Source organism: Blastococcus sp. TF02A-35, from assembly GCF_004571075.1.
Lineage (GTDB): Bacteria > Actinomycetota > Actinomycetes > Mycobacteriales > Geodermatophilaceae > Blastococcus.
Genome location: NZ_SPQP01000022.1, coordinates 39,890 through 63,214, shown reverse-complemented (window position 1 = coordinate 63,214; position 23,325 = coordinate 39,890). Strand labels below are relative to the sequence as shown.

Annotated in this window: 21 protein-coding genes and 1 pseudogene; 13 read left to right on the top strand and 9 right to left on the bottom strand. The window is 74.4% G+C overall.

From position 1 onward, the window contains the following. Positions 1 to 194: 194 nt before the first annotated feature. On the bottom strand, positions 195 to 1,403 hold the full coding sequence (locus E4P43_RS12090) for an MFS transporter (RefSeq protein WP_135145730.1): 1,209 nt from the start codon (positions 1,401 to 1,403) through the stop codon (positions 195 to 197). A 71-nt stretch (positions 1,404 to 1,474) separates the two neighbouring features. Here E4P43_RS12090 and E4P43_RS12085 point away from each other — a divergent pair, with 71 nt between their 5' ends. The 3 genes and pseudogenes from E4P43_RS12085 (at position 1,475) to E4P43_RS20530 (ending at position 3,372) form a co-directional block, all read left to right on the top strand. Next, positions 1,475 to 2,323 (top strand): patatin-like phospholipase family protein, encoded by an 849-nt coding sequence (locus tag E4P43_RS12085; protein ID WP_135145729.1) that lies wholly within the window; start codon positions 1,475 to 1,477, stop codon positions 2,321 to 2,323. Positions 2,324 to 2,624: 301 nt separating this feature from the next. Then, positions 2,625 to 2,927, top strand: a pseudogene (locus E4P43_RS20535) (acyltransferase); the annotation flags it as partial. A 79-nt stretch (positions 2,928 to 3,006) separates the two neighbouring features. Beyond that, positions 3,007 to 3,372, top strand: coding sequence for a hypothetical protein (locus E4P43_RS20530; protein WP_245159098.1), 366 nt, complete (start codon positions 3,007 to 3,009; stop codon positions 3,370 to 3,372). On the opposite strand, the gene E4P43_RS12075 is transcribed toward E4P43_RS20530, so the two are convergent. Then, positions 3,356 to 3,763, bottom strand: coding sequence for a four-helix bundle copper-binding protein (locus E4P43_RS12075; protein WP_135145728.1), 408 nt, complete (start codon positions 3,761 to 3,763; stop codon positions 3,356 to 3,358). The two genes, E4P43_RS20530 and E4P43_RS12075, sit on opposite strands and share 17 nt — an antisense overlap. A gap of 181 nt (positions 3,764 to 3,944) precedes the next feature. Here E4P43_RS12075 and E4P43_RS12070 point away from each other — a divergent pair, with 181 nt between their 5' ends. The 5 genes from E4P43_RS12070 (at position 3,945) to E4P43_RS12050 (ending at position 10,166) form a co-directional block, all read left to right on the top strand. After that, positions 3,945 to 6,407 (top strand): nitrate reductase, encoded by a 2,463-nt coding sequence (locus tag E4P43_RS12070; protein ID WP_135145727.1) that lies wholly within the window; start codon positions 3,945 to 3,947, stop codon positions 6,405 to 6,407. Next, a complete protein-coding gene (locus E4P43_RS12065) occupies positions 6,404 to 6,886 on the top strand; it encodes a hypothetical protein (protein ID WP_135145726.1) in 483 nt (160 codons plus the stop codon). The genes E4P43_RS12070 and E4P43_RS12065 overlap by 4 nt, the downstream gene beginning before the upstream one ends. Continuing rightward, the gene (locus E4P43_RS12060) at positions 6,886 to 7,554 is read left to right on the top strand and encodes a GPR1/FUN34/YaaH family transporter (RefSeq protein ID WP_135145725.1); all 669 of its coding nucleotides are present in this window, start codon (positions 6,886 to 6,888) and stop codon (positions 7,552 to 7,554) included. Before E4P43_RS12065 ends, E4P43_RS12060 begins: the two co-directional genes overlap by 1 nt. A gap of 77 nt (positions 7,555 to 7,631) precedes the next feature. Next, the gene (locus E4P43_RS12055; protein ID WP_135145724.1) at positions 7,632 to 9,653 is read left to right on the top strand and encodes an alpha-L-arabinofuranosidase C-terminal domain-containing protein; all 2,022 of its coding nucleotides are present in this window, start codon (positions 7,632 to 7,634) and stop codon (positions 9,651 to 9,653) included. A gap of 87 nt (positions 9,654 to 9,740) precedes the next feature. Then, entirely contained in the window at positions 9,741 to 10,166 is a 426-nt protein-coding gene (locus E4P43_RS12050) for a nuclear transport factor 2 family protein (RefSeq protein WP_135145723.1), read from the top strand. On the opposite strand, the gene kynU is transcribed toward E4P43_RS12050, so the two are convergent. Beyond that, a complete protein-coding gene (kynU, locus tag E4P43_RS12045; RefSeq protein ID WP_135145722.1) occupies positions 10,144 to 11,388 on the bottom strand; it encodes a kynureninase in 1,245 nt (414 codons plus the stop codon). The two genes, E4P43_RS12050 and kynU, sit on opposite strands and share 23 nt — an antisense overlap. A gap of 85 nt (positions 11,389 to 11,473) precedes the next feature. Between kynU and E4P43_RS12040 the strand changes: the two genes are divergently transcribed. Further along, the gene (locus E4P43_RS12040) at positions 11,474 to 12,223 is read left to right on the top strand and encodes an alpha/beta hydrolase (RefSeq protein ID WP_135145721.1); all 750 of its coding nucleotides are present in this window, start codon (positions 11,474 to 11,476) and stop codon (positions 12,221 to 12,223) included. Between the two features lie 20 nt (positions 12,224 to 12,243). Here E4P43_RS12040 and E4P43_RS12035 read toward each other — a convergent pair whose 3' ends face one another. The 6 genes from E4P43_RS12035 to E4P43_RS12010 all read right to left on the bottom strand — a co-directional run bounded on the left by E4P43_RS12035 (position 12,244) and on the right by E4P43_RS12010 (position 18,333). Beyond that, on the bottom strand, positions 12,244 to 13,419 hold the full coding sequence (locus tag E4P43_RS12035) for an alpha/beta fold hydrolase (protein WP_135145720.1): 1,176 nt from the start codon (positions 13,417 to 13,419) through the stop codon (positions 12,244 to 12,246). A gap of 22 nt (positions 13,420 to 13,441) precedes the next feature. Continuing rightward, a complete protein-coding gene (locus tag E4P43_RS12030; RefSeq protein ID WP_135145719.1) occupies positions 13,442 to 14,197 on the bottom strand; it encodes an SDR family NAD(P)-dependent oxidoreductase in 756 nt (251 codons plus the stop codon). Next, positions 14,194 to 15,153 carry a fumarylacetoacetate hydrolase family protein gene (locus tag E4P43_RS12025; protein WP_135145718.1) on the bottom strand — a complete coding sequence of 320 codons (960 nt, stop codon included), beginning with the start codon at positions 15,151 to 15,153 and terminating at the stop codon, positions 14,194 to 14,196. Before E4P43_RS12025 ends, E4P43_RS12030 begins: the two co-directional genes overlap by 4 nt. Further along, on the bottom strand, positions 15,153 to 16,091 hold the full coding sequence (locus tag E4P43_RS12020; protein ID WP_135145717.1) for a VOC family protein: 939 nt from the start codon (positions 16,089 to 16,091) through the stop codon (positions 15,153 to 15,155). The genes E4P43_RS12025 and E4P43_RS12020 overlap by 1 nt, the downstream gene beginning before the upstream one ends. A gap of 92 nt (positions 16,092 to 16,183) precedes the next feature. Further along, positions 16,184 to 17,314 carry an FAD-dependent oxidoreductase gene (locus tag E4P43_RS12015; protein WP_135145716.1) on the bottom strand — a complete coding sequence of 377 codons (1,131 nt, stop codon included), beginning with the start codon at positions 17,312 to 17,314 and terminating at the stop codon, positions 16,184 to 16,186. Positions 17,315 to 17,334: 20 nt separating this feature from the next. After that, complete coding sequence (locus E4P43_RS12010; protein ID WP_135145715.1) at positions 17,335 to 18,333, bottom strand: cyclase family protein; 999 nt, start codon at positions 18,331 to 18,333, stop codon at positions 17,335 to 17,337. Positions 18,334 to 18,419: 86 nt separating this feature from the next. Here E4P43_RS12010 and E4P43_RS12005 point away from each other — a divergent pair, with 86 nt between their 5' ends. From E4P43_RS12005 to E4P43_RS11990, 4 genes are all read left to right on the top strand, one after another. Then, positions 18,420 to 19,379: a LysR family transcriptional regulator gene (locus E4P43_RS12005; protein ID WP_135145714.1), complete on the top strand. Its 960-nt coding sequence runs from the start codon at positions 18,420 to 18,422 to the stop codon at positions 19,377 to 19,379. A gap of 85 nt (positions 19,380 to 19,464) precedes the next feature. After that, entirely contained in the window at positions 19,465 to 20,628 is a 1,164-nt protein-coding gene (locus E4P43_RS12000; RefSeq protein WP_135145713.1) for a substrate-binding domain-containing protein, read from the top strand. A 61-nt stretch (positions 20,629 to 20,689) separates the two neighbouring features. Next, positions 20,690 to 22,270 (top strand): sugar ABC transporter ATP-binding protein, encoded by a 1,581-nt coding sequence (locus E4P43_RS11995; protein ID WP_135145712.1) that lies wholly within the window; start codon positions 20,690 to 20,692, stop codon positions 22,268 to 22,270. Further along, the gene (locus E4P43_RS11990) at positions 22,267 to 23,313 is read left to right on the top strand and encodes an ABC transporter permease (RefSeq protein ID WP_135145711.1); all 1,047 of its coding nucleotides are present in this window, start codon (positions 22,267 to 22,269) and stop codon (positions 23,311 to 23,313) included. Before E4P43_RS11995 ends, E4P43_RS11990 begins: the two co-directional genes overlap by 4 nt. Positions 23,314 to 23,325 lie beyond the last annotated feature (12 nt).

The window sequence follows — 23,325 nt, the reverse complement described above, 5'->3', positions numbered from 1 at the left end:
GATCTCTGTTCCTAGCTGAGCGTGACGTGGCGCACAACCGTCCGCTGCATCCGACGATCTTGGTTCGCCGTTTCCCGTGAAACAGCACCGCCCCGCCACCCGAGGTGCCGCCTGCGGCGGCGCCGGTGCCGGCCCCGCGTCCCGGTGGCCTCCTGGGCCGGCTCCTCCGGCGCCGGCGCTGACGCCCGGGTCCCTCAGCCGCCGGCCGGCGCCCCCGCCGGTGCTCGCGGCAGCGCCAGGGCGGTGAGGAGCCCGGCCCCGATGACGACGCCGGTGACCGCGAAGGCCCACTGGAAGGAGGCGACGTCGGCCAGCCACCCGGCGGCCAGCGGACCGGCCACTGCGCCCAGGTCGGCCGACATCTGGAACACCGCGACCAGGCGGCCGCCCCGGGCCGGGCTGATGTCGGCGACCAGGGCTGCGGGCGCGCTGGACAGCAGGGACGCGGCCAGGCCGAACACCGCCATCGAGGCGAGGAACACGACGAGGTCGGGCGGGAACACCAGTGCGACCACCGAGACGGTGGCCAGCGCCGAGCCGAGGACCAGCGACGGGCGCCGCCCCCACTGGTCGACCATCCGGCCCGAGCGCAGCAGGCCCAGGGCCTGGGCCAGCGAGCCGGCCAGCAGGCCGGCGCCGGCCCAGGCCACCGTCCGCCCCAGCTCCTCGGTGACGTAGAGCGGCACCATCGAGTTGCGGACGCCGAAGAGGAACCAGCCGGTGCCCAGGTTGGCGACCAGCGCGGCGACGTAGGCGCGGTTGCGCAGGGCGGCCGCCAGGCGCACGGGTCCCTGGCCGAGGTCGGGGCCGGCGGGGTGCGGCCCCTCCACCCCGGCCGGCGCCGCACGCAGCAGGACCAGGGCGACGGCGCCGGCGACGATCAGGAACCCGGCGTAGAGGAAGAACGGCAGCCGCGGCGAGAGCTCGGCCAGCAGCCCGCCCGCCGCGGGGCCGGCGATGCCGCCGAGGATGAACCCGCCCTGCCAGGTCGCCGCAGCGCGGCCGCGGTGGGTCGGGGGCGCGACCCGGAACAGCAGCGAGAGCGCGGCGACGGTGAACATCGCGCTGCCGACGCCGCCGGCCGAGCGCAGCACGAGGAAGAGCGGGAACGACCCGGCCAGCCCGGCCAGCCCCGTGGTGACCGCGACCAGGCCGAGGCCGGTGGCGAGCACCACCCGCTCGCCGAACCGCTCGACCAGCGTGCCGCCGCCGAACGCCGAGACGAAGCGGAAGAAGGCGAAGGCGCTGACCGCCAGCCCGACCGCGGTGCGGCCCACCCCGAAGTCGCGGGCGAACAGCGGGATGGCCGGGGCGACGATGCCGAAGCCGAGCGCGACGACGAAGGCGACGACGGCCAGGACCCGGACCTCGCGGGGAAGGCCGTCCGGTTGCTCTGCGCGCACGGGACCCGATCGTGCCTGCCGCCCCGGAGGGCGTCGCTGCCGGGTCTGCGGGGGAGTGGCACGATGCGGCGGTGCCGCCGCCACTCGTCCCCGCCGGAGCGGGCGGCACCGCCTTCGTCCTGGGCGGCGGCGGAGTGCTCGGTGCGGCTGAGGTGGGCATGCTCCAGGCGCTGTTCGAGCACGGCGTCCGGCCCGACCTGGTGGTCGGTACGTCCGTGGGCGCGATCAACGGCGCGCTCGTGGCCGCCGACCCGACGCCCGGCGCCGTGCGCCGGCTGCGCGGTGTCTGGGAGGAGCTGGCCTCGGCGAAGGTCTTCGCGGGGTCGGTGCTCGGGCGCATGAGCACCCTCGCCCGCACCCGCACGCACCTGCACCCGCAGGAGCCGCTGCGGCGGCTGCTGGAGGACCACCTGCCGGTGCGGACCTTCGCGGAGCTGCCGGTCCCGTTCCAGTGCGTCGCGGCCAGCATCGAGCGTGCCGCCGAGCACTGGTTCAGCGAGGGCCCCCTGGTCGACGCGGTCCTGGCGTCCTGCGCCGTCCCCGGCCTGCTGCCGCCGGTCGAGCTCGACGGGGAGCACTACCTCGACGGCGGCCTGGTGCACAGCATCCCGGTCGGCCGGGCCGTCGCGCTGGGCGCCGGGACGATCTACGTGCTGCACGTCGGGCGGGTCGACCGACCGCTGGAGCCCCCGACGCGCCCGTGGGACGTCGCCACGGTCGCCTTCGAGATCGCCCGGCGGCACCGGTTCGCCGGGGACCTGGCCGCCCTGCCGCCGGGGGTCACCGTGCACGTCCTGCCCTCGGGCGACGTCGCCCCTCCCGGCTCGGCCAACCTCCGGTACCGCGACTTCACCGGTGCGTCGGCCCGGATCGACCAGGCCCACGCCGCCGCTCGCGGCTACCTCGACGGGGCGGGCTGAGGTGCTGCCCCCCCGCCCGGTGCGCCGGGTCACCGGTCCGCTGCTGGTCGGTGCGCTGGCCGTCGCCGTGCTGCTGCTGCCCGCGCTGGTGCTGGTGTCGGCGGTCGTGTCGGTGTTCCTGCCCGGCCGCTGGCGCGCGCTGCGGCTGCTGGGCTTCGCGCTCGTGTACCTCGCCGTGGAGGTCGTCGGCCTCGCCGCGGCGGGCGCGCTCTGGGTGCGCGCGGGGTTCGGGCGCCGGCTGCACACCACGGCGTCGCGGCAGGCGCACTACGACGTCCTCCGCCGCCTGCTGGACGTCCTGATGCGCGCGGCGCGGCGGCTGTTCGCCCTGCGGCTGGTCACCGACGGCGAGTCCTGGTCGCCGCTGGACGACGGCGTGCCCGGGTCGACCAACGCGATGGTCGTGCTCTCCCGGCACGCCGGCCCCGGTGACTCGTTCCTGCTCGTGCACACGCTGATGGACCGCGACCACCTGCGGCAGCCGCGGATCGTGCTCAAGGACCTGCTGCAGCTGGACCCGCTGCTGGACGTCTACCTCAACCGGCTGCCCAACCACTTCGTCCCGGCCGAGCGCACCGGCGGGTACAGCTCCGAGGACGCGATCGCCGACCTGGCCCGCGGGCTGGGCGAGGAGGACGCCCTGCTGATCTTCCCCGAGGGCGAACTTCACCCCGCGGCGGAAGGTGCGGGCGATCGAGCGGCTGCGCCACCGGGGCCTGGCGTCGGCGGTCCGCCGGGCCGAGGCCATGCGGCACGTGCTGCCGCCGCGACCTGCCGGGGTCTCGGCAGCGCTGGGCGCCGCCCCGCACGCCGACGTCGTCTTCGTCGCGCACACCGGGCTGGAGCACCTGAGCACGGTGCGGGACCTGTGGCGCGGCCTGCCCATGGACAAGACGCTGCACCTGCGCTGGTGGTTCGTCCCGGCCGACGAGGTGCCGCGGGACCCGGCGCAGCAGACCGACTGGCTCTACCGGTGGTGGGAGACGATCGACGCCTGGATCACCACCACCGGGGCCGGGCAGCGCGGCCCGCTCAGCCCAGGGAGCTGAGCAGCTCTCGGCACGCCCGCTCGCACGCCCGGCAGGCCTCCGCGCAGATCCGGCAGTGCTCGTGCATCTGCGCGTGGCTCCCGCACTCGTCGCCGCACGCCTTGCACGCCGCGGCGCAGGCCTCCAGGACGGCGCGGGTGAGGTTCGCGTCGTAGCCGGTGTGCCGGGAGAGCACCCGGCCCGTGGCCTCGCAGACGTCGGCGCAGTCGAGGTTCGTGCGGATGCACGTGCGGAGCTCGGCGACCATCTCCTCGCTGAGGCAGGCGTCGGCGCAGGCCGTGCAGGCCTGGGCGCAGGCGACGCACGCCTCGATGCAGGCGCGGAGCCTCTCGCGGTCCACGCCTCCGAGGTCCTGGGGGTAGGTCTCGAGCATCGGTCCGGCAACGGTCACGGTTCCTCCTGGGCGGTCGGGCGAGCCGTCGGCGGCGCTCCGCCGACCCCCGTGGGCTACCCGGCGCGGAGCCGGGGATGCGCATACCCGGGCGTCGTCCTGTGCGGACGGGTCGGCCGCGCGCTCCCGGGTATGGGCTGGCCGCACCGGGCCGCACGTGGCGCGGACGGAGGAGGAACCGATGCCGAGGATCGACCGGATCGCCGAGCCGTGGGGGACCCGGACGCCGTACGGGCCCGGCGAGACCTGGCCCGTGCGCGTCGACACCCACCTGGCCGACGGGGTCGGCGCGGACGACGTCGACCGCTGGGTGCAGTCGGCGACGATCCTGCACAGCAACGGCGACGGCCTCGACATCGCGGTCAAGGACGGTCGCATCGTCGGCGTCCGCGGGCGGGCCGACGACCGCGTGAACCACGGGCGCCTCGGCCCGAAGGACCTGTTCGGCTGGCAGGCCAACAACTCGCCGGACCGGCTGACCAGGCCTCTGGTGCGACGCAACGGCGAGCTGGTCGAGACCGACTGGGACACCGCGATGGACGCCGTCGCCGGACGTTGCCGCGAGCTGCTGGACGAGCAGGGGCCCAGCGCCATCAGCTTCTACACGACCGGGCAGCTGTTCCTCGAGGAGTACTACACGCTGGGCCTGATCGCGCACGGGGGCATCGGGACCAACCACGTGGACGGCAACACCCGACTGTGCACGGCCACCGCCGCCGCCGCACTCAAGGAGACCTTCGCCTCGGACGGCCAGCCCGGCAGCTACACCGACATCGACCACGCCGACGTCATCGCCCTGTACGGGCACAACATGGCCGAGACCCAGACGGTGCTCTGGACCCGCATCCTCGACCGGCTCGCCGGGCCGAACCCTCCGGCCATCGTCTGCGTCGACCCGCGGGAGACCCCGGTCGCGCGGGCGGCCACGGTGCACCTGGCCCCCCGCCCGGGCACCAACGTGATGCTGATGAACGCGCTGCTGCACGAGGTCATCGGCAACGGCTGGGTCGACCGCAGGTACGTCGAGGCGCACACCGTCGGCTTCAAGGAGCTGGAGAAGCGGGTCCGGGACTACCCCCCGGAGGTCGCGGCCGAGGTGTGCGACGTCCCCGTGGAGCGGATCCGCGAGGCGGCCCGGCTCATCGGCACCGCGGAGCGGCTCCTGTCGACCGTGCTGCAGGGCTTCTACCAGTCGCACCAGGCCACGGCGGCCGCCGTCCAGGTCAACAACATCAACGTCGTGCGGGGCATGCTCGGGCGGCCGGGCTGCGGGATCCTGCAGATGAACGGCCAGCCCACCGCGCAGAACACCCGCGAGTGCGGCGCCGACGGCGACCTCCCGGGCTTCCGGAACTGGTCCAACGACAGCCACGTCCAGGACCTGGCGCGTGTCTGGAACGTCGACCCGATGGACATCCCGCACTACTCGCCGCCGACCCACGCCATGCAGATGTTCCGGTACGCGGAGGAGGGGTCGATCCGCTTCATGTGGGTGACGGCCACCAACCCGGCCGTCTCCATGCCCGAGCTCCGCCGGATCCGCGAGATCCTCGCCCAGGAGCGGCTGTTCCTCGTGGTCCAGGACATCTTCCTGTCCGAGACCGCGCAGCTGGCCGACGTCGTCCTGCCGGCTGCCACCTGGGGGGAGAAGACCGGGACCTTCACCAACGTCGACCGCACCGTGCACCTGTCGGAGAAGGCGGTCGAGCCGCCCGGTGAGGCGCGGCCCGACCTCGACATCCTCGTCGACTTCGCGTCCCGGCTGGGCCTGCGCGACAAGGACGGCGCCCCCCTGGTGAAGTGGACCGACCCCGAGGCCGCCTTCGAGGGGTGGAAGGAGTGCAGCCGGGGACGGCCGTGCGACTACACGGGCCTGTCCTACGACAAGCTCCGGGAACGCAACGGGATCCAGTGGCCCTGCACCGACGAGCACCCGGACGGCACCGAGCACATCTACGTCGACGGGCAGTTCTGGGCCGCCCCCGACTACTGCGAGAGCTACGGGCGTGACCTGGTCACCGGGGCGCCGCTCGAGCCGGCCGAGTACAAGGCGCTGAACCCCACGGGCCGCGCCGTCCTCAAGGCCGCCGAGTACCTGCCCCCGCACGAGATCCCCGGCCAGGACTTCCCCTTCCAGCTCATCACCGGCCGGACGCTGTACCACTTCCACACCCGCACCAAGACCGCCCGCGCCCCCCAGCTCCAGGCCGCGGCGCCCGAGGTGTGGGTGGAGATGTCGCCGTCGGACGCAGCCGACCGAGGCTGGGGCGAGGGCGACCTGCTCGAGGTGGCCACCCCGCGCGGACGGGTCACCGCGCGCCTGCGGGTCAGCGGCATCCGGCCCGGCGTGCTCTTCCTGCCCTTCCACTACGGCTACTGGGACGAGCCGGGCGGGCAACGGCCCGACGGGGCCTCCGGGAGGGCAGCGAACGAGCTCACCCTCACCGACTGGGACCCCGCCTCCAAGCAGCCCGTCTTCAAGACCGCCGCCGCGCAGGTGACCCGGCTCGAGGTCTCGACCGGAGCGCCGGCACCAGCGCCGACGACCACCGGCTCCCGACCCGTCGACGACGCCGTCCCGCCCACCCGCGGTGGTGCCGACGCCCAGGTCGACGAGGCGGTCGCGACCGGAGGTGCGCGATGAAGCTCGGACTGGCGATCGAGGAGCTGCACCGTTCGGAGAACCACCTGGCCCGGGTGCTGATGGAGGTGTCCGACCGGCACAAGGTGGACCACGAGGTCTTCTACGTGGCCCGCGACATCGCCGGGTGGTCCCAGCGGCACGTCGCCGAGCTGGCTCGGGTGGGACAGGACTACGGCATGGACCTCGATCCCGAGCCCGTGGGGGAACCCGGCCTGCTGGCGAGGCTGCAGCGGACGACGTCGGACCTCCTCGGCCGCCGTCCGGATCCGGGTCTGCTCCTCCTGGCCGACCTCCGGCACGTCCACCGGGAGGCTGCGGGGGTCTCCCTGGACTGGGAGCTGCTCGCCCAGGCCGCGCAGGGGGCACGCCAGAGGGAGCTCCTGGCCCTGGCCGAGCGCCTGCACCCCGACACGCTGCGGCAGATGCGCTGGGCCAACGCCAAGCTCAAGGAGTCCGCGACCCAGGCGCTGGTGAGCTGATGGGCCCCGCACCGGTGGCCACCCGCGTCGTCCTCCGCCCTCTGGCCACCCCGCTGCCGCTGGGCTTCCTGGCGCTCGTCCTCGCCACGGTCGCGTTCTCCGCGGTGCAGCTCGGCTGGGTCCCGCCCACCGACGGCCGCGTCGCCGCCCTCGCCGCGCTGTTCGCCACCGTGCCGCTGCAGCTGCTCGCAGCCGTGACGGGCTTCCTCACCCGCAACCCCGTGGCGGCCACGGGGATGGGCGTGCTGGCCGGCACCTGGGCGGTGGTCGGCGTCACCACCCTGTCCTCGCCGCCGGGCGCGGCGAGCGGCGGGCTGGGGGTCCTGCTGGTCACCGCCGGCGTGGCGATGCTCGTCCCGGCAGCCGCCGCCGCGGGCAGCAAGCTGGTCCCGGCGGTGGTGATGGCGCTGGCCGGTACCCGGTTCGCGGTCACCGGTGCCTACGAGCTGACGGGGTCGGCCGCCTGGAAGGGCGTGGCGGGCTGGGTCGGTCTCGTGCTGGCCGCCGTGGCGCTGTATGCCGCACTCGCCCTCGAGCTGGAGGGCAGCTCCGGCCGGACCGTCCTGCCGGCCGGGCGGCGCGGCGCGGGCCGCAGCGCGGTGCGGGGAGAGGCACCGCTGGACCCGGGTGCGCTCGCCGGCGAGGCAGGCGTCCGCCCGCAGCTGTGACGACGGCCGGAGCCTGTGGTCACATGTCCCCGACCGTCGTCGCAGGGGCGAGCGGTACACCCGTCCCAGGAGGACCGATGCCGCCGTCCGGGAGCGAGCCGCACCCGACCGCCGACGAACCGTTCCCGGCGACGGCGACGGCGACGGTCCGGCCGGGGGCCGGCCCGCGGGTCAGCCCCCTGCTGTTCGGTCTCTTCCTGGAGGACATCAACTTCGCCTGCGACGGCGGGCTGAACGCCAACCTGGTGAACAACCACAGCTTCGAGGGCGTCTACCTCGACCGGGAGCGGTCGGGCGCGCGCCGGATCGACCGCACGCGGCACTGGAGCGTCTCCGAGGGCGTGCTCACCGCCTCCGGGGACGGCGCCGTGGTGCCCGGCCGCACGTTCGGCCGGGTCGAGAGCGCGGGGGAGGCGCGGCTGTCCAACCCGGGCTACCCGGGGGGCCGGCCGGGGATGGCGTTCCGCGGGCCCCTGCGCTTCACCGCCCTCGTCCGGGGCGACGGCTACCGCGGCGCCCTGGAGGTCGGTCTCCTCGACGGCGACGGCGAGCCGCTGGCGACCGCCGCGCTCGCCGTCGAGGGGACGGGGTGGCGGGAGGTCTCGGCGGTGCTGGAGCCCAGCGCGGAGGCGGTCGGCTCTCTGGAGCTGTGGTTCGCCGGCGAGGGCGTCGCCGACCTCGACGAGGTGCGCCTGGTCGCCGAGGACCACTGGGGCGCCGGCGACCCGCGGTGGAGCCAGGGGCTCCTGCGCCGTGACCTCGTCGAGGCCCTGCGCGACCTGCACCCCCGCTTCCTGCGCTTCCCCGGCGGCTGCATCGTCGAGGGCAGCGGGGGAGGGACCCACTACAAGTGGAAGGACACGGTGGGGCCGCTCGCGGAGCGCCGGGCCGAGGCGAGCCTCTGGGGCGAGCGCCGCGCCGACGGCGACTACAGCCAGTCCTACCAGGTCGGCTTCTACGAGTACTTCCTCCTCTGCGAGGACCTGGGCATCGAGCCGCTGCCCGTCGTCTGGGCGGGGATGAGCTGCCAGCTCCGGGGCGGGGAGTGCGTCCCGCTGGACGGGCCGGAGCTCGACGCCGTCGTCCAGGACGCGGTCGACCTGCTGGACTGGGCCACGGGCGACCCGGCCACCAGCGCGTGGGCCGCGCTGCGCGCGCAGGCCGGGCACCCGGAGCCGTTCGCGCTGAGCCACCTCGGCATCGGCAACGAGAACTTCGGCCCCGGCTACCTGGCCCGGTTCGAGCGCATTCGGGCGGCCGTGGACGCGCACCGGCCAGGCCTGTCCATCGTCCTCTCCAGCGGCTACCTGCCCGAGGGCGCGAGCTTCGAGGAGGCCTGGGCCTTCGCGCGGCCGGACGCCGGCCTCGTCGTCGACGAGCACTTCTACCGGTCGCCGCGGTGGGTCCTGGAGAACGTGCACCGGTACGACGGCTACCCGCGCGGCGGGGCGACGGTGTTCCTGGGCGAGTACGCGGCCCACCCGCCGCACCTGCTGGACCAGGGCGTGCCGGAGATCCTCACCGACCTCGAGGTCGACCCCGGCGCGGCCGGGGAGCCGCGGCCCAACACCTGGGCCAGCGCCCTCGCCGAGGCCGCCTTCCTCACCGGGGTGGAGCGGAACTCCGACGTCGTCGCCATGACCTCCTACGCGCCGCTGCTGGAGCTGGTGGAGCACGAGCAGTGGGCGCACAACCTGCTCGACTTCAGCCCCCTGCACGTGCTGCCGACGGCGAACTACCTCGTGCAGCAGGCGTTCGCCGCCTCGCTCGGCGAGCGGGTCGCACCGGTCGAGGGCGCGCTGCCCGGCGGCGTCCACGCCTCGGCGACCTCCGACGACGGCACCGCCTACGTGAAGCTGGTCAACGTGGGGGAGCAGCCGCGTCGCCTCGACCTCGGGGTGGAAGGGGCCGGCACCGGCCCGGCGCGCGGCTCGCGCATCGCGGCGCCGCCGGACGCGGTCAACCGGCTGGGCTTCACCGGCGGGCCGCAGGTGCAGGTCGCGCCGGGGCCGGTGGAGGCCGCCGTCGAGGCCGGGCACCTGGACCTGACCCTGCCGCCGCACTCGGTCACCGTGCTTCGGGTGCCGCTGCAGGCGTGACGGCGGCGCCGTGACCCTGGCGCCGGTCCGGCCACCGGGCCAGGATCCACGCCGGGGCACGACCGCGCCCCCGACGAGGAGGAACCCGTGATCGACGACGTGATCGCCCGCTGGCACCGGTACATGGCCGGGGAGCTCCCGGGCGGGCTCGACGACCTGCTCGCCGACGACGTCGTCTTCTACTCGCCCGTCGTCTACACGCCGCAGCGGGGCAAGGAGATCACGACCCGGTACCTCGAGGCGGCGACCCTGACCCTCTCCGGTGACGCCGCCGCGGGGACCTTCCGCTACACCAAGGAGGTGCTGGGCGGGGACACCGCGGTGCTCGAGTTCGAGACGAGCGTGGCGGGCAAGTACGTCAACGGCGTCGACATCGTCCGCTGCGACGACGCCGGCCGGATCGTCGAGTTCCGCGTGATGATGCGGCCGCTGCAGGCCATCCAGGTCGTCCACGAGGAGATGGGCCGGCGCCTCGCCGGTCCCGAGGTGGTCAGCCGCTCCGCGTTCGAATGACCTGCTCGACGTGAGCCAGCGCCGTCGCCAGCTCCGCGAAGCCGGTGCTCAGCGGGGAGAGGCCGATCCGCAGCCCGCGGGGCCGCCGGAAGTCGGGGACGACCCCCCGCCGCCACAGCTCCTCGACGACGTCCCGCATCGCGGGGTGCTCCAGCGTCACGTGGCCGGCCCGGCGGGCGGCGTCGCGGGGGGAGGCGACCGTGACGCCGAGCGGAGCGAGGACCTGGTCGGCGACGGTGATCGCGAACTCGGTGAGCAGCACCGACTTCTGCCGGACGGCGGGCATGCCGGCCCGACCGATGAGGCCCAGCGTGTCCTCGACCGGGATCATCGACAGGATCGGCGGGGTCCCGCTGAGGAGGCGCCGGATGCCCTCGGCCGGGACGTAGTCCGGGCCCATGGCGAAGGGCTCGGCGTGGCCCATCCAGCCAGGGATCGGCTGCACCAGCTCGTCCTGCAGCCGCCGGGCCACGTAGCCGAACGCCGGCGCGCCCGGCCCACCGCCTAGGAACTTGTAGCTGCAGCCCACCGCCAGGTCGACGTCGTCGGCGTCCAGCCGGAGCTCGACGGCGCCGGCGGAGTGGCAGAGGTCCCACAGCACGAGGGCGCCGGCGCGGTGGGCGGCCGCGGTGATGCCCGCCAGGTCGGCGATATACGCGGACTTGTAGGCGACGTGGCTCAGCACGACCAGCGCCGTCCGGTCCGACAGCTGCGCCTCCACCTCGGCGAGCTCGACGCCGGTGGCGGGGTCGGGCTCGACCCAGCGGACCGTGCGGCCGGTCTCGGCGGCGACCTGGGCCACCACGTAGCGGTCGGTGGGGAAGTTCTCGGTGTCGGCGACGATCTCCGTCCGGTCCGGGCGGGCGTCCACCGCCGCCCGCAGGAGCTTGTAGAGCAGCACGGTCGTCGAGTCCGCGACGACGGTCTGGCCGGCCGCGGCGCCGAGCACCGTCCGGCCGACCAGGTCGCCGACGACCGTGGGCCGGTCCAGCCACTCCTCGTCCCACGCGCGGATCAGCCGCTCGCCCCACTGCTCCTCGACGAACCGGGCCAGCCGTCCGGCGGTGACCCGGAGGGGGCGGCCGAGCGAGTTGCCGTCGAGGTAGGCCAGCACCCCGTCGGGCAGCACGAACTCCGCGCGGAAGGCGGCCAGCGGGTCCTGGGCGTCGAGGGCGGCGGCGCGTTCGACGAGCTCCCGCGGGAGCCGGGGTTCCTCGGTCACGGGGCCGACGCTAGCGCCGGCGGGTGCACCGGCCGCCGGTCGAGTAGGACTGACGCATGGACGCCTGCCGCCGGAGGACCCCCTGATGGCCGCCGAGGACCGTTCGGTGCTGAGCCGGACGGCGTCGGCGCCCGACGCCGTCCTCACCTACGGGCCGGCCGAGGAGCAGGTCGCCGACGTCCGGTTCGCGCCGGCCGGCCCGCCCGGCCGGCCGGTGCTGGTTCTGCTGCACGGGGGCTTCTGGCGGCCGCAGATCGACCGGCTGCACGTGCGGCCGATGACCGAGGCGCTCGCCGCGGCGGGGTGGACGACGGTCGCGCCGGAGTACCGGCGGGTGCCCGGCCGGCCCGACCTCACCGTGGACGACGTCCGCGCGGCAGTGCGCGCGGTCGCCGGGCAGCCGGGGCTCGCCGGCCGGCCGGTCCTGCTCGCCGGGCACTCCGCCGGGGGGCACCTGGCCCTCCTGGCCGCGGCCACCCTGGAGCCGCCGCACGTGCCGGTCGGTGTCCTCGCCCTCGCGCCGGCCGCCGACCTGGGGCTGGCGGAGGCTCTGGGCCTGGGCGACGGCGCGGTCCCCGCCTTCCTGGGCGAGGCCGCCGCCGTGCGGGCCGACCTGGACCCCGTGCGGCTGCCGGCACCGGAGGGAGCGGTGCGGATCCTGCACGGGACGGCGGACGAGATCGTCCCCGTCGAGGTGAGCGAGTCCTACGTGCGCGCCCACCCCGCGGCGGCGCTCACCCGGGTCGACGGCGGCCACTTCCCGCTGGTCGACCCGGAGAGCGCCGCCTGGCCGACGGTGCTGGCCGCCCTCGACGAGCTGTCGGCGCCGGGCTGACGCCGGCGGCCGCGGTCGCCTCAGCCGGCGAGCTCGGCGAAGGTGTCGGCGACCCAGTCGGCCACGAAGGTGCTCACGTGCGGCAGGTGGTCCAGGCCGATGTGCTCGGTGGCGCCCTCCTCCGGCGTGAAGACCCGCAGCTCGCGCTTCGGCGAGCCCACCGCCTGGTCGTAGGAGCGGTGCGCCATCTCCAGCGGGATCTGCCGGTCGTTCTGCCCGTGCGCGACCAGGAACGGCACGGTGATCTTCTCGACGACGCCCTCGAGGTTCACGGCGTCGGCGAAGTCCAGGAACGTGTCCAGGTCGTGCTCGTCGCCCGGCTGCCCCCAGACCCAGAGCACGTGCGACCAGTAGTGCGGCACCGGGCGCTCGCCCTCGCGCTCCTTGCGCCGGCGCTGTACCGAGCCCCAGTCGTGGTTGGCGCCCCAGGCCACGCAGAGCGCGAAGCGCTTCTCGAAGGCGGCGGCGCGCGGTGCGTAGTAGCCGCCCAGCGACCAGCCGACGATGCCGATCCGGGAGGCGTCGACGTCGCCGCGCGTCTCCAGGTAGTCCACGGCCGCGCCCGCCCAGGCCTCGGTGTCGATGCGGGCGGTCAGCCCCTGCAGCCGGATCGCCTCACCGGTGCCGGGCTGGTCGAGCATCAGGCAGGAGATGCCGCGTGCGGCGAGCTCCTCCCAGTGGTTGGAGGCGTACATGTGCTCCTTGGTGGAGTCCAGGCCGTTGACCAGGACGATCACCGGCGCGGACCCCTGGTCGGTGGCCGGGGCGGCGCTGAAGTAGGCCGGGAGCGTCGTTCCCTCGTAGGGGATCTCGACCCGGGAGACCCGCGGGCTGTGCGTCTCGAACGCCTTCTCCGCGATCTCCAGCATCCGCCGGTAGGTGGGCACCCGGTCCGGGCTGGAGTGGGCGAGCATCCGCTCGGCCTGGGCCAGGTAGTTGTTGGCCCGGAAGTACAGCTGCCCGGCGGTCCGGACGTGCCCGGCCTTCTCGGCGTCCTCGGCCTGGCCCACCAGCTGGTCGGTCAGCGCCGTCCAGGCGCGCAGGAAGTCGCCCGTCCCGGCGTCCTCGCCGGCGTTCGCGGCGTCCTTGATCGGCCGGCAGGCGCGGTCGACCTCGTCGATGAGCCCGCCGGAGTTCAGCGTCGCGACGACGCTGAGGTTCCAGGTGTAGGGCGCGGTGGGGAAGTACTCGAACACGGGTGGTTCCTCTCGCAGGTGTTCAGGCGGTGCTGGACGGACGGGGGGCGCGGACGGCGTCGCTGATCGACTTGACCCCGCCGTGGGCGGTCAGGCCGCCGTCGACGGGGATCTCCGCGCCGGAGATGAAGGAGGCCTCGTCACTGACGAGGAAGAGCACCAGCGGCGCCACCTCGTCGACGGTGCCGGTGCGGCCGAGCGGGGTCTCGGCGATGTTCGCGTCCCGGAACGCCGGCGTCGCCGAGGCCGTCATCGGCGTCTCGACGTAGCCGGGGTGCACGGTGTTGACCCGGATGCCGCGGGGGCCCAGCTCCAGGCACGCCGCCTTGGCCAGGCCCCGCAGCGCCCACTTGCTGGCGGTGTAGGCGACCGGGTAGTGCCCGGTCAGCGCGGCGACCGACCCGACGACGACGACCGAGCCTCCGTCGGTCATCAGCGGGGTCAGCGCCTGGATGCCGAGCAGCGTCCCGGTGACGTTGACGTCGGCCACCCTCGCCAGGTCGGCGGGGTCCAGCTCGGCCAGCCGTGCCCGCCAGGTGACGCCGGCGTTGGCCACCAGGCCGTCGACCCGGTCCAGCTCCGCGGCGAGCGAGGCCCAGGCCGCGGCGTCGGTGACGTCGAGCTGCCGGTACTCGACGCCGGGGAGCGCCTCGACCGGTGCGGCGGTGAGGTCGCAGCCGATCACGGTCGCGCCCTCGGCGGCCAGGAGCCGCGCCTCCGCGGCGCCCTGGCCCTGCCCGGCTCCGGTGACGACGACCGTCTTGCCCGCGACCCTCACGAGCGCGTGCGGGTCCGGGGCCGTGGCCGTGCCGGGGCGACCGGGGGCAGGGTGAGGCCCTCGACGACGCGGTTGCGGATGGTGCCGAGGCCCTCGACGGTCATCTCGACGACGTCGCCGACCTGCAGCGGCGGGGGAGCGGCGTCGCCCCGGATGCCCCACAGCTCGCCGAGGCAGCCGCCGTTGCCGCAGGTCCCCGAGCCGAGCACGTCGCCGGCCCGCACCTGGGTGCCTCGCGAGGCGTAGGCGATGAGCTCCTCGAACGGCCAGCCCATGTTGGACAGCAGGTCCTGACCGATCTGGACGCCGTTGACCGAGACCCGCATGTCCAGGGCCAGGAAGCCCTCGGGGTCGCGGTAGGGCTCCAGCTCGTCGGCCGTCACCAGCCACGGGCCGAGCGTCGTCGCGGAGTCCTTGCCCTTGGCCGGGCCGAGCTTGACCGCCATCTCCCGGAACTGCAGGTCACGGGCCGACCAGTCGTTGAGGACCGTGTAGCCGAACACGTGCTCGCGGGCCTGCTCGCGGGTGAGCGAGGCGCCGTCCCGCCCGACGACGACGGCGACCTCGAGCTCGAAGTCGAACCGCTGCGACCCCGGGGGCACCGGGACGTCGTCGTGCGCGCCGACCAGCGCGTACGGGTTGGTGAAGTAGAACGTCGGCGCCTGGTACCACTCCGGCGGCACCGACTCGCCGCTCGGCGCGACCATGCCCTCGACGTGCTCCTCGAACGCGACGAAGTCGCGGACGGTCGGGGCCTCCAGCGGCGGCAGCAGCCGGACCGACGCCGGCGGCACCGCCGGGCCCTCGAGCGCGGCGGCACCCGCCTCGAGCGCGGCGGGGATCCCCGCGCGGACGAGGTCGAGCACCGTCGTCCGCGCGGGGAGCGCGTGCAGCCCGGCGTCGGAGACGACCCCGGCCGTGACCGCCCCGCCGGCTTCCCAGGTGGCGAACCGCATCAGACCGGGGGAGCCACGAACAGACCCTTGTCCGGGTCGTTGAACGACTTCTGCGCGACGAACTCGTTCATCGCGTTCGCCGTGCCCCACTGGTCGGAGACCTCGGGGTTGCTGATGTCGTAGAGGTGCGGGTGCCAGGTGTCCTCGTCGAGCGTCTCCAGCTCGGTCGTGTACTCGACGGTGTTGCCCTGCGGGTCGAGGAAGTAGCTGAAGGTGTTGTTGCCGGCCAGGTGGCGGCCGGGGCCCCAGATCTTCTCGACGCCGGCCCGCAGCAGCCGGCCCGTGCCGCGCATGTACTCGTCGACGCCGCGCATCTCGAACGAGGCGTGGTGCAGCGAGGCGTGCGGACCGCGCGCGATCGCCATGCTGTGGTGCCAGGCGTTGGTGCGCAGGAAATACATCATGTTGCCCATGCGGGGGTGCATGAGCGTGTCCGACAGCGAGAAGCCCAGGTGCTTGTCGTAGAACGCGACGGTGCCCTCGGGGTCGGTCGAGTTGAGCACGACGTGCGAGAGCCGCACCGGGATCGACTCGCCCTCCTCGATGGCCCGGTGCTGGCGCACCGCGACGTCGGAGCTGATCTCGATCGTGCGGCCCTCGTTGTCGAAGAACCGGAAGCCGTAGCCGCCACCGGGGGTCTGCAGGTCGGTGGGCTCGTGCACCAGCTGGACACCGTCCGTGGCCAGCTGCTCGGCGAGGGTGTCGACGTCGGCGGCGTTCGCGGCACCGAAGGAGATCAGGTCGATCCGCTTCTCGCCCTCGCGCAGCCGCACGATGTACTGCTCGGGGGAGCCCTCGGCGGCCAGGAAGGCCAGCCCGGAGTCGGTGTGCTCGGTCGTGAGCCCCCAGGTGCCGGAGTAGAACTCCAGCTGCTTGGCGAAGTCGGGCACGGCGAGGTCGACGTGCCGGAGGTGGGTGATCAGGCGCTGCTTGGTCATCGGTCTCTCCGGGTCGCGGGCGAGATCTGCACACTCGCCCGCATCAGTGGCTCGACGGGGGCGACTGTGCAGATCTCGTCCGGGGGAAGGGGTTATGCGGGCTGGCTGGTCAGCTGGGCGATGGAGCGCATGAGGCTCGGGATGTCGCCCTGCACGTGGTCGAGCTGCCACCGGGCGAGCGCGTTGGAGGCGTCGACGACGGTCCGCACGCGCTCGAACCGGCGGGCGGCGAAGGTGTCCCAGAGGTCCTGGTCGAGCACGTCCCGCTCGACGAGGAGCTCGGCGAGGACGACGGCGTCCTCGAGGGCCATGGCACCGCCCTGGGCGATGGTCGGCGGGCAGGTGTGCGCGGCGTCGCCGATGAGGACGACCCGGCCGCGGTTCCACGGCTCGTCGAGGAGGTGGGTCTCGAACCAGGTGTAGTTCACCCGCGACGGGTCGGTCAGCGACTCCCGGATCTCGTCCCACGGCCCGTGGTAGGCCTGCGACAGCTCCTTCATCACCGCCAGCTGCTCGTCCGGGGTGAGCGCGCTGCGGTCCTGCGCCGCCTCGACGATGTAGGCGTAGAGCGAGTCCTCGCCGGTGGGGCAGTAGCCGGCGATGTAGGACGGCCCGCCGTAGTAGAGGTCGGTGCGCGTCACGGCCTCCGGCCGCGGCCCGAAGGCGCGCCAGATGCCCATGCCGACCGACGTCGTCTCCAGGTTCACCCCGAGCGCCCGGCGCGTCCAGGACCGGATGCCGTCGGCGCCCACGACCACGTCGTAGCGGCCGGTGGAGTGGTCGGAGAAGGTGACGTCGACGCCGTGCTCGTCCTGCCGGAGGTCGCTGTGCGTCGTGCCGAGGCGGATCTTCACGCCTACCTCGGTCGCCCGGTCGGCGAGGATCCGGGCGAGCTCCGGGCGCGGCATGCCCATCGCGGCGGGGAGGTCCGGCCCGCCGGTCTTGGCGTCGGGGACCTCCGCGACGACGGTGCCGTGCGGGTCGGGCGCCCGGATGCCGGTGACGTCGAAGGCGTAGCCGGCGGCCTGGACCTGGTCCCACACCCCGAGGGAGCGCAGCTCGCGCAGCGCGTTCCCCTGGAGGGTGATGCCGGAGCCGAGCGCCGCGACGTCCGGCTTGATCTCGACCAGGTCGACGGCGACGCCGGCCCGGGCGAGGTGGATGGCGGTCGCGGCGCCGGCCAGGCCGCCTCCGACGACGAGGACGCTGTTCACAGCAGGCATGTCAGGACTCCCTTGTCCGGCTACTTGACGGCGATCGGGTTGACGGGGGCGCCCACGGCGCCGGTCACGCGCAGGGGGGCGGCGGTGAGCCAGAAGTCGTACCGGCCGTCCTCGGCGCAGTCGGCGGCCAGCGCGTCGAGGTCCCACATCTCGCCGATGAACAGGCCCATGTTCGGGATGGCGACCTGGTGGAGGGGCTGGAAGGCGACGTCGAACTCGTTCGGCCGGACCTCGAAGCCCCAGGTGTCGGTGGCGACACCGGCGACCTCGCTGCCGTGCAGCCAGTCGGCTGTGGTGAAGGACAGGCCGGGGGCCGCACCGCCGGCGTAGTCGCCCCAGCCGCGGCCCTCGGCGATGTCGCGGCGGGCCCGGGTCAGCCGCCCGGTGCGCACCAGCAGGAGGTCGCCGCGGCCGACGCGGGAGGAGCCGCCCTGCGCCGCGATGGTGGCCTCGAGGTGCTCGGCGGTGATGGCGAAGCCGTCGGGCAGCTCGCCGTCGGTGCCGATGGCCCGGCCCACGTCGAGCAGCACCCCGCGGCCGGCGATGAGCGAGGCCACGGTCTCGATGCCGGTGAGCGCGTCGCCGAGGCTGGTCACGACGTCGCCGGCCCGGCGGCCGTTCCACGCGTAGCCGTGGTCGAAGATGTGACCGAGGCCGTCCCACTGGGTCGAGCACTGCAGGGGCATGGCGATGACGTCGTCGGCGCCGCCGATGCCGTGCGGGAAGCCCTGCACGCCGCGCTCGGCGTCGGTGCCGGTGTCGGTCATGGTGTGCACCGGGTTGGTCCGGCGGCGCCAGCCCTTCTGCGGGCCGTCGGTGTCGAAGGGCAGCGAGAGGGAGAAGCTCGCGCCCCGGCGGACCAGCGCCGCGCCCTCGGCCCGCTTGGCCTCGTCGAGGAAGTTCATGGTGCCGAGCACGTCGTCGGCACCCCACCGGCCCCAGTTCGAGCAGCGCTTCGCGGCGGCGGCGATCGCGCCCTCGGGATCGGTGCGGTCGAGGCGGTCAGGGGTCTCGTGCATGGCCAGGACAGTGGTCCGGCCCACAGGGGTGAGGGAAGACGAGATGTCTGATGACGCGCATAAGCCCGATCTATAGGGTGCCGCGCATGAACCTCGCGAGCCTGGATCTCAACCTGCTCGTGTCGCTCGACGCGCTGCTCCAGCAGCGGAGCGTCACCCGGGCGGCGGCCCAGATGGGGCTGAGCCAGCCCGCCCTGTCGGCCTCCCTGGCCCGGCTGCGCCGGCACTTCGACGACGAGCTGCTCACCCGGGTGGGCAACGAGTACCGGCTCACGCCCCTGGCCGTGCAGCTGCGCGGCCTGGCCCGGATCGCGCTGACCGGGGTGGAGCGGGTCTTCACCGCCCAGCCGGCCTTCGACCCGGCGTCCTCGACCCGCGAGTTCCGGCTGCTGACCAGCGACTACGTGGTGGCGGTGCTCGGCGACACGGTGGCCGCCCTGCTCGCGGAGGAGGCTCCGCACACCCGCCTGCGGCTGGCCATGCACTCGCCGGCGATCGTGGACCGGGCCGACCAGGCCCTGCTCTCCGCCGACCTGCTCTTCCTGCCGCCCGGCTTCCTCACCGGGCTCTCCCGCCAGGACCTCTACCGCGACGAGTGGGTGTGCGTGGTGGCGGCGGACAACCCGGTCGCCGAGGTCGGGCTGACCGTCCGCGACCTGGAGACCCTGCCCTGGGTGGCGACCTACCACGGGCCGACGGCCTCGACGCCGGCCGCCCGCCAGATGCGCATGCTGGGCATCGAGCCGCAGGTCCAGGTGGTCGTGGAGAACTTCCTGACCGTGCCCGCGCTCGTGGCCGGCAGTGACCGGATCGCCCTGCTGCAGCGCCGCCTGGTGGACCTGCTGCCGCTGAACGTCGGCATCCGGGCGCTGCCCTGCCCCTTCGACGCCGGCCCGCTCATCGAGGCGATGTGGTGGCACCCCGCCTACGACGGCGACCCCGAGCACGAGTACTTGCGCGACGTCGTCGCGCGGGCAGCGGAGATGGCCGTGGGCGAGGAAGCAGTCCCCATAGATCGCGCTGATAGCGACCAGCAGAAGAAGTGATTTCCGCTTCCCGGCCGTGGTCCTGACACTTCGACGCCAGTGACGCCCGTCACCGACGACGGGCGCCTGCGTCGAAGGGAAGTCCATGACCCGCACCTTGCGCCGGCTCGGCGTGACCGCCGTCCTCACCCTGGTCGCCACCGTGGGGCTCGCGGCCTGTGGCTCCTCCGGTGAGGACGCAGGCGGCTCGGGGAGCTCCGCCGGCGGGTCCGGCGGCGAACCGGCCGCGACGCAGGACCTGCTCCAGGTCGCCTACGAGGGTCAGATGGGCACCCCTCCGACGACGCCCACCACGCCGAAGGAGGGCGTCGACCTGTGGGTCGTGTCCTGCGGTGAGCAGATCCCGAGCTGCTCGACGCCGACGGCGGCGGTCCAGGAGGCGGCCGAGGCCGTGGGCTGGAGCGCGCGGCTCTGCGACGGCAAGCTCAACCCCAACGGCTGGGGCGAGTGCGTCCGCCAGGCGGTCAGCGCCGGCGCCGACGTGGTGATCCCGGTGGGCATCGACTGCGCCAGCATCCAGCAGCCGTTCCAGGAGGCCAGGTCCGCGGGCGTGACCGTCGTCGGCGCCGGCGGTGCCGACTGCGACGCGGTGGGCGGGGAGCCGCTGTGGGCCAGCGAGCGCATCCAGCTCGAGGGCATGAGCGTCAAGGAGAGCTTCGAGCTGCAGGGCAAGCTCGCCGCCGACTGGCTGATCGGCACCACCGAGGGCTCGGCCAAGGTGCTCCACCTGGTCTTCACCGACCCGCTGTGGGGCCCCTGGCTCGCCGAGGGCTTCGAGAAGGAGATCGCCACCTGCGGTGGCTGCGAGATCGTCGGCACCCTCGAGGTCGCGAACAACGACGTCATGACCGGCGCCCTGCCGCAGAAGTTCTCGACCGCCCTGCTGCAGGCGCCCGACGTGAACTCGGTCTTCGTGCCGCTGGGCGGCTGGATGCCCGCCGGCCTGGCCCAGGCCGTCGTCTCCTCCGGCCGCTCCGCCGACCTGAACGTGATCAGCGGCCTGGGCAACGTCGCCAACATGGAGCTGATCCGCGCCGACGGCGGCCAGGACGCGATCGTCGGCTACCCGACGCAGTGGGGCGGCTGGGGCTCGGTGGACACCGCCATCCGCGTCCTGAACGAGGAGGAGCCCCTCGTGCAGGGCGACGGCTTCCAGGTCATCGACGCGGAGAACGGGCTCCCCGCGCAGGGGAAGGACTTCGAGCCGGTCGACTTCCGGGCCGCCTACCAGGAGGCCTGGGGCGTCTGACCCCGCTCCCTCTGCACCGGTGGCCGCTCCCTCGGGGGCGGCCACCGGCGAAAGGACCACCATGACCAGCACCGAGACAGCCCCGGTGGCGACGGACGTCGTCCTGCGCATCACGGGGATGACCAAGCGCTTCGGGGCGACGACGGCCCTCGACGGCGCCGACCTGGCGCTGCGCGCCGGCACCGTGCACGCGCTCGTCGGTGGCAACGGGTGCGGCAAGTCCACCACCATCAAGGTGCTCGCCGGGGTCCACCGGGCCGACGCCGGCCGGATCGAGGTGGCCGGGTCGGTGTGGACCGCCGCGGGCTACGACGCCCGTGCCGGGCGCGCGGCCGGGCTGCGCTTCGTCCACCAGGACCTGGGCCTGTTCCCCGAGCTGTCCGTCGCCGAGAACTTCGCCCTGGACGCCGGCTACCCCGCCGCCGGACCGGGCATCTCCTGGCGCCGGCTGCACCAGCGGGTGGCCGGCCTGCTCGAGGCGTACGAGATCGACGCCTCCCCGCGGACGCCGGCGGGGGCGCTGCGCCCCTCCCAGCGGACGCTGGTCGCCATCGCCCGGGCCCTCCAGGACCAGGAGCGCGACCAGCAGCTGGTCCTCGTGCTGGACGAGCCGACGGCGACGCTCCCGCAGCACGAGTCGCAGCTGCTGCTGGACGCCGTGCGCCGCCGGGCGGACCGGGGGCAGACGGTGCTGATGGTCAGCCACCGGATGGCCGAGGTGCTGTCGGTCTCCGACGACTTCACCGTCTTCCGGGACGGGCGGACGGTGGCGACGCTCGCCGGCGTGCGGCCGACCGAGCGGCAGCTGGTGGACCTCATGAGCGGCACGGCCACCGGCGCGGCGACGCAGCCGGCCGCCGCGAGCGCCCCCGCCGGGCCGGCCACGGCCGAGCCGGCCGTGCTGGAGGTCGCCGGGCTCGTCGGCGGCCCGCTGCGCGGGGTGGACCTGGCGGTGCGCCGCGGGGAGATCGTCGGGGTCGCCGGCCTCGTCGGCTCCGGCCGCACGTCCCTGCTGAAGACGGTGTTCGGCCAGCACGAGCCGGTCGCCGGGTCGGTGCGCGTCGACGGCGCACCAGCCGCGCCCGGCACCCCGGCCCGGATGGCCGCCGGGATCGCCTACGTACCCGAGGACCGCGGGGGAGAGGCGGCCTTCCCGGACCTCACGCTGCGGGAGAACCTCTCGGCCACGGTCCTCCGGCGCTACTGGCGCCCCTGGGGCATGGCCCGGAGGCGGGAGCGGGCGGAGGCCCGCGGGCTCATCGGGGCGCACGCGGTGAAGGCGGCGTCGTCCGAGGTGCCGTTCGCCGCGCTCTCCGGTGGCAACCAGCAGAAGGCGGTCCTGGCCCGCTGGCTGCGCCGCGAGCCCCAGGTGCTGCTGCTCGACGAGCCGACGCAGGGCGTCGACGTCATGTCCCGCGGCGACATCTACCGCACCGTCCGGGACGTCGCGGCCGGCGGCTGCGCCGTCGTCGTCGCCTCCTCGGACCTGATCGAGCTGTACGCGCTGTGCGACCGCGTCGTGGTCCTGCGCGACGGCCGGATCGCCACCGAGGTCAGCGGCTCGCAGCTGACGCCCGACCACCTGACCGAACTCACGCAGAGCACCGCCGGCCCGGTGCCGGCGCCCGGAGGGACCCGATGAGCCTGACCAACACCGAGACCGTGGCCACCGCCGCCGGCAACGCCGCGGCGGCACCTCCGGCAGACCGTCGGGGCGGCGGGGGGAGCTGGCGCGGCCACGCCGAGCGGCACGCCCTGCTGGGGCTGCTGGTCGCCGTCGTCGCGTTCTTCTCGCTGTACCCGGACAGCGCGCAGACCTTCTTCACCAGCTCCAACGCCAGCATGCTGCTGGGCAACCAGTCGGTGGTCGCGCTGCTGGCGCTGGCGGTGATCCTGCCCCTGGTGACCGGCTACTTCGACTTCTCGCTGGGCGCGGTCGCCGCGCTGTCCAGCGTGCTCACCGCCGGGCTCATGTCCTTCCACGGCTGGTCGCTGTGGGCCGCCGTCGCCGTGAGCGTCGCCGCCGGCGCGGCGATCGGGGCGGTGAACGGTCTGCTGGTGACCCGCTTCGGCCTCAACAGCTTCGTGACGACGCTGGGAATGGCCACGCTGCTGGGCGGGCTCGTGCAGTGGTACACGGGAGGTCAGACCATCCTCGCCGGGATCGACCCGGCGCTCCCGCAGTTCGGCAGCGCGACCTGGCTCGGCCTGCCGCGGGTGGTCTTCATCGTCGCGCTGGCCACCGTCGTGCTGTGGTACCTGCTGGCCCACACGCCGTTCGGGCGCCGGCTCTACGCGATCGGCTCCAACCCGCGGTCGGCCCGGCTGGTCGGCGTCCGGGTGGACCGGTCGGCGTGGACGACGTTCGTGATGGCCGGCGCGCTGGCCGGGGTGGCCGGCGTCCTCCAGCTGGCGCGCGCGGGCAGCGCGACGGCCGACAACGGGACCGGCCTGCTGTTCCCGGCGCTGGCCGCGGCGTTCCTGGGCGCGACGGCGGTCGTGCCCGGCTTCTTCAACCCCGTCGGCACGATCATCGGCGTCCTCTTCGTGTCGGTCAGCGTGAGCGGGCTGACCCTGTCCGGCGCCAGCAGCTGGGCGAGCCCGGTGTTCAACGGTGCGGCCCTGCTCGTCGCGGTCGGCCTCTCGACCTACCTGGGGCGGGCTCGCGGCGTGCGCACCGGCTGAGGCCGGCGCCGG